4 protein-coding genes are annotated in these 4,686 nt (G+C 72.9%); all 4 read left to right on the top strand.

What is annotated here, in order from left to right; translation table 11 throughout:
- The first annotated feature begins 202 nt into the window (after positions 1-202).
- Positions 203-2,488: a bifunctional polysaccharide deacetylase/glycosyltransferase family 2 protein gene (locus tag G5C65_RS31435; protein ID WP_165302445.1), complete on the top strand. Its 2,286-nt coding sequence runs from the start codon at positions 203-205 to the stop codon at positions 2,486-2,488.
- Complete coding sequence (locus G5C65_RS31440; protein ID WP_165302446.1) at positions 2,485-3,657, top strand: acyltransferase family protein; 1,173 nt, start codon at positions 2,485-2,487, stop codon at positions 3,655-3,657. Before G5C65_RS31435 ends, G5C65_RS31440 begins: the two co-directional genes overlap by 4 nt.
- A 59-nt stretch (positions 3,658-3,716) precedes the next feature.
- Positions 3,717-4,259 carry a sigma-70 family RNA polymerase sigma factor gene (locus G5C65_RS31445; RefSeq protein WP_165302447.1) on the top strand — a complete coding sequence of 181 codons (543 nt, stop codon included), beginning with the start codon at positions 3,717-3,719 and terminating at the stop codon, positions 4,257-4,259.
- A partial coding sequence (locus tag G5C65_RS31450; protein WP_165302448.1) for a zf-HC2 domain-containing protein occupies positions 4,256-4,686 on the top strand: 431 nt, incomplete at its 3' end. The genes G5C65_RS31445 and G5C65_RS31450, both read left to right, overlap by 4 nt.

Below are 4,686 nucleotides of genomic sequence, written 5' to 3' on the forward strand. Positions count from 1 at the left end.
GCCCAGCGTCCGCCCCTCGCCCAGCGCCACCGACAGCGCGGGCGCGTCACCGGGCGGGCCGCGGCCCACCGTCAAGCCGAAGCCGACGAAGTCACCGACCGTCAAGCCGGATCCGTCCGGCGAACCCACCGACGAACCCGACCCCACGCAGAGCGGCCCGGACGAGCCGGAGACCGGTGAAGCAGGGGGAGCTGCAGGCTGAATGGCACGCGCACAACACGCCCAGCACGCACACCGCGGTGCCGGGCGCAGGTCCCGTACGTCCCGCTCGCGCGGTCGGCGCGCCCGCCTTCCGCTGCGCTATCTGCTGCCCTCGCTGCTGCTGGTGGCCATCGTCGCGATGCTGCTGCTGCGCGGCTATGTGCACAGCGAGTTCCTCGCCGACCACCGCGTCCGGCCCCCGGCCCCGGTGCACGAGGTGCCGGAGAAGATCCTGGGCGGCGGCCCGGTGCTGGACGCGCGGGGCGAGAAGCCGGTGAGCCACCGGGTGCCCGACAAGACGATGGTGCTGACCTTCGACGACGGGCCGGACCCCGAGTGGACCCCCAAGGTCCTCGACAAGCTGAAGAAGCACCGGGCGCACGGCGTCTTCTTCGTCACCGGCACCATGGCCTCGCGCTATCCGGACCTGGTCCGGCGGATGGTGGACGAGGGCCACGAGGTGGGCCTGCACACGTTCAACCACCCGGATCTGTCCTTCCAGTCCCGGAAGCGGATCGACTGGGAGCTGGCACAGAACCAGCTCGCGCTGGAGGGCGCGGCGGGCGTGCGGACGTCGCTGTTCCGGCCGCCGTACTCGTCGAAGGCCGACGCGCTGGACAACAAGTCGTGGCCGGTCACCCGGTACATCGGGCAGCGCGGCTACATCACCGCGTTCATCGACACCGACAGCGAGGACTGGAAGCGGCCGGGCGTCGACGAGATCATTCGGAGGGCGACACCGCAGGGGAACAAGGGCGCGGTCGTGCTGATGCACGACTCCGGCGGCAACCGCGCCCAGACCGTCGCCGCCCTGGACAGGTTTCTGCCCGATATGGCGGAGCGGGGCTACCGCTTCACCAACCTCACCGAGGCGCTGGACGCGCCCAGCGCGCACACCCCCGTGTCCGGCTTCGAGCACTGGAAGGGCAAGGCGTGGGTGTTCGCCGTCGGGGTGTCCGAGCGGGCGATGGGCTTCCTGGTCGTCGGGCTCGCGGTGATCGGCGTCCTCGTCTTCGGGCGCTTCGGGCTGATGCTGGTGCTGTCCGGGCTGCATGCGCGCAGGGTGCGCAAACGGACCTTCCAGTGGGGCCGCTGTCCGGTGACGGAACCCGTCAGCGTGCTCGTACCGGCGTACAACGAACGGGAGTGCATAGCCAACACGGTGCGCTCGCTGGTCGCCGGCGACCACCCGGTCGAGGTCATCGTCATCGACGACGGCTCCACGGACGGCACCGCCGACCTCGTGGAGGATCTGCGGCTGCCCGGGGTACGGGTGGTCCGGCAGGCGAACGCGGGCAAGCCCGCCGCCCTCAACAACGGTCTGCGGCACGCGTCGTACGAGCTGATCGTGATGATGGACGGGGACACGGTGTTCGAGCCGTCCACGGTCCGCGAGCTGGTGCAGCCCTTCGCGGATCCGCGGGTGGGCGCGGTGGCCGGCAACGCCAAGGTCGGCAACCGTGACTCGCTGATCGGCGCCTGGCAGCACATCGAGTATGTGATGGGCTTCAACCTGGACCGCCGGATGTACGACCTGCTGGGCTGCATGCCGACCATCCCGGGCGCGGTGGGCGCGTTCCGGCGCACCGCGCTGTGGCGGGCCGGCGGGATGAGCGACGACACGCTCGCCGAGGACACGGACGTGACCATGGCACTGCACCGGGACGGCTGGCGCGTCGTCTACGCGGAGAACGCGCGGGCGTGGACCGAGGCTCCGGAGAGCGTGCAGCAGCTGTGGTCGCAGCGGTACCGGTGGTCGTACGGGACGATGCAGGCCATCTGGAAGCACCGGCGCGCCGTGATCGAGCGCGGGCCCTCCGGGCGCTTCGGGCGGATCGGCCTCCCGTTCGTATCCCTGTTCATGGTCTTCGCGCCGCTGCTGGCACCGCTGATCGACATCTTCCTGCTCTACGGGCTGGTGTTCGGGGAGACCGGGAAGACACTGCTCGCGTGGGGCGCGGTGCTGGCGGTTCAGGGGGTGTGCGCGGCGTACGCGTTCCGGCTGGACCGGGAGCGGATGACGCCGCTGCTGTCGCTGCCGCTGCAGCAGGTGCTCTACCGGCAGTTGATGTACGTGGTGCTGCTGCAGTCGTGGATCACGGCGCTGACCGGGGGGCGGCTGCGGTGGCAGAAGCTGCGGCGGACGGGGTCGCTCGGCGCCGCGCCGGGCCCGAAAACGGCGGCTGGTCCGGGTCCGGCGGCTGGTCCGGGTCCCGGTCCGGGTCCGGTGGCTGGCCCGGGTCCGGCGACGGGTCCGGGTCCGGCGGAGGGGGTGGGTGTGCGATGAGCCTGTCCCAGTCGTCCGGTGTGCCGCGATCCTCCGGCCTCACGGAGAGCGGGAGCGGTCCGCGGCACGCGGGCCGGACGCGCCCCGGGCGGGACCGGTACCTCGATCTGCTCCGGGCCCTCGCGCTGTTGCGGGTCGTCGCGTACCACACCTTCGGCTGGGCCTGGCTGACGCTGGTGTTCCCCTCCATGGGAGTGATGTTCGCGCTCGCCGGGTCGCTGATGGCGCACTCCCTGGCGCGGCCCGCGCTCCAGGTGATCAAGAGCCGGGTGCGGCGGCTGCTGCCGCCGCTGTGGCTGTTCGGGGCCGTCGCGCTGACCGCCCTCGTCGCCGTGCAGGGCTGGCGGCCGGGGCTGGAGGTGCTGCGGTGGCTGGTGCCCGTGGGGGCGCCGCCGTATCCGGAGTCGGCCGGGTCCGAGGGCGGGCTGCTGGAGCGGTCCTGGGCCCTCCAGGCCGCCGGGCCGCTGTGGTATCTGCGGGCCTACCTCTGGTTCGTCCTGCTCTCGCCCGTCCTGCTCCGGGCCTTCCGGCGGCTCCCCTGGGCGACGCTGCTCGCGCCGCTCGCCCTCACCGCGCTCATCGACACCGGCGTGCTGCGCATCCCCGGTGAGACGGGGGAGGCCGTCAAGGACTTCGCGGTGTACGGGTCCTGCTGGGTGCTGGGTTTCGCGCACCGGGAGGGGCTGCTGCGGCGGCTCCCCGGGTACGTCATACCCTCGCTGGCCCCGTTCGTGATGGCGGCCGGTGCGTGGTGGGCGCACGGCCATCTGGGCCCGGACGGGTGGGATCTCAACGACATCCCGCTCGGCCAGGCGCTGTGGTCGTTCGGGTTCTGTCTGCTCCTGCTGCACTTCAGCCCCAGCTGGCAGCGGCTGCCCGGCGTGCTCGGGCGGTTCGACCCGCTGATCACGCTGGCCAACGCGCGCGCCGTCACCATCTACCTCTGGCATGAGATCGCCCTGATCGCGACCGTCCCCCTGATCGACAAGCTGTGGCAGATCGACGCCGTGGCCGACTCGCCGACGCTGTCGTCGTGGCTGGAGCAGGGGGACGCGGCGGTGATGTTCGTCCTGGTGTGGCCGCTGCTCGCACTGCTGGTCGTGGCCTTCGGGTGGGCGGAGGACGTGGCGGCCAGGCGGAAGCCGCGGCTCTTTCCCGTGCGGGGGTGAACGCGCGGCGCGCGCGAGCCGTATCGGGCTGCGACGTCACTCTCGACCGGAGGTGCTCCGTGCGCGACGATGCCGTCGTGGCCGCCGACCGGACCTCGCCCGACGACGCCCTGTTGAGAGAGCTGTACGACGAGCACGCCGGCCCGCTGCTCGCGTTCGTGCTGCGCCTGGTCGCCGGGGACCGGCACCGTGCGGAGGACGTGGTGCAGGAGACGCTGCTGCGGGCCTGGCGGAACGCGGGGCAGCTGCGGCACGCGACCGGCTCCGTCCGGCCGTGGCTGGTCACCGTCGCGCGCCGGATCGTCATCGACGGGCACCGCAGCCGCCAGGCCCGCCCGCCCGAAGTGGACGCGGCCCCGCTGGAGGCGCTGCCCGCGACGGACGAGATCGACCGCGCGCTGCGGATGATGACGATCTCCGAGGCGCTGGGCGATCTGACGGCGGCGCACCGGGAGGCGCTGGTCGAGACGTACTTCAAGGGCAGGACCGTGAACGAGGCGGCCGAGGTGCTGCGCATACCGGCGGGTACGGTGCGCTCGCGGATCTACTACGCGCTGCGCTCGCTGCGGCTCGCGCTGGAGGAGAGGGGGGTGACGTCGTGACCTGGCGGGACGGCCACGCGGACGGCACCGGGCCCACCGGGGACTCCGGGCCCACCGGGGGATCCGGGCCGGCCGGGCACACCGCGCACACCGCGCACACCGACGTCGGCGCGTACGCGCTGGGCGTGCTGGACTCCGCAGCGGCCGAGCGGTTCGAGGAGCACCTCGCCGAGTGCGACCGCTGCGCCGTCGAACTGGAGTCCCTCACCGGGCTGGCGCCGCTGCTCGCGGAGCACGCGGTGGCCGGGCCGTCCCCGGAGCCGTCCGGCGGCCTGCTTGAACGGCTGTTCGCCCAGGCGGCCGACGAGCGCCGCCGGGCGCGGCGCACCCAGCGCGTATGGCTGGCGATGGCCGTGTGCGTGGTGGTGGTCGGCGGCCCGCTGGCCCTGTTCGCGGTGCTGAACGCGGATTTCGGCGGGGGCGGCGG

Source organism: Streptomyces boncukensis, from assembly GCF_011045075.1.
Lineage (GTDB): Bacteria > Actinomycetota > Actinomycetes > Streptomycetales > Streptomycetaceae > Streptomyces > Streptomyces boncukensis.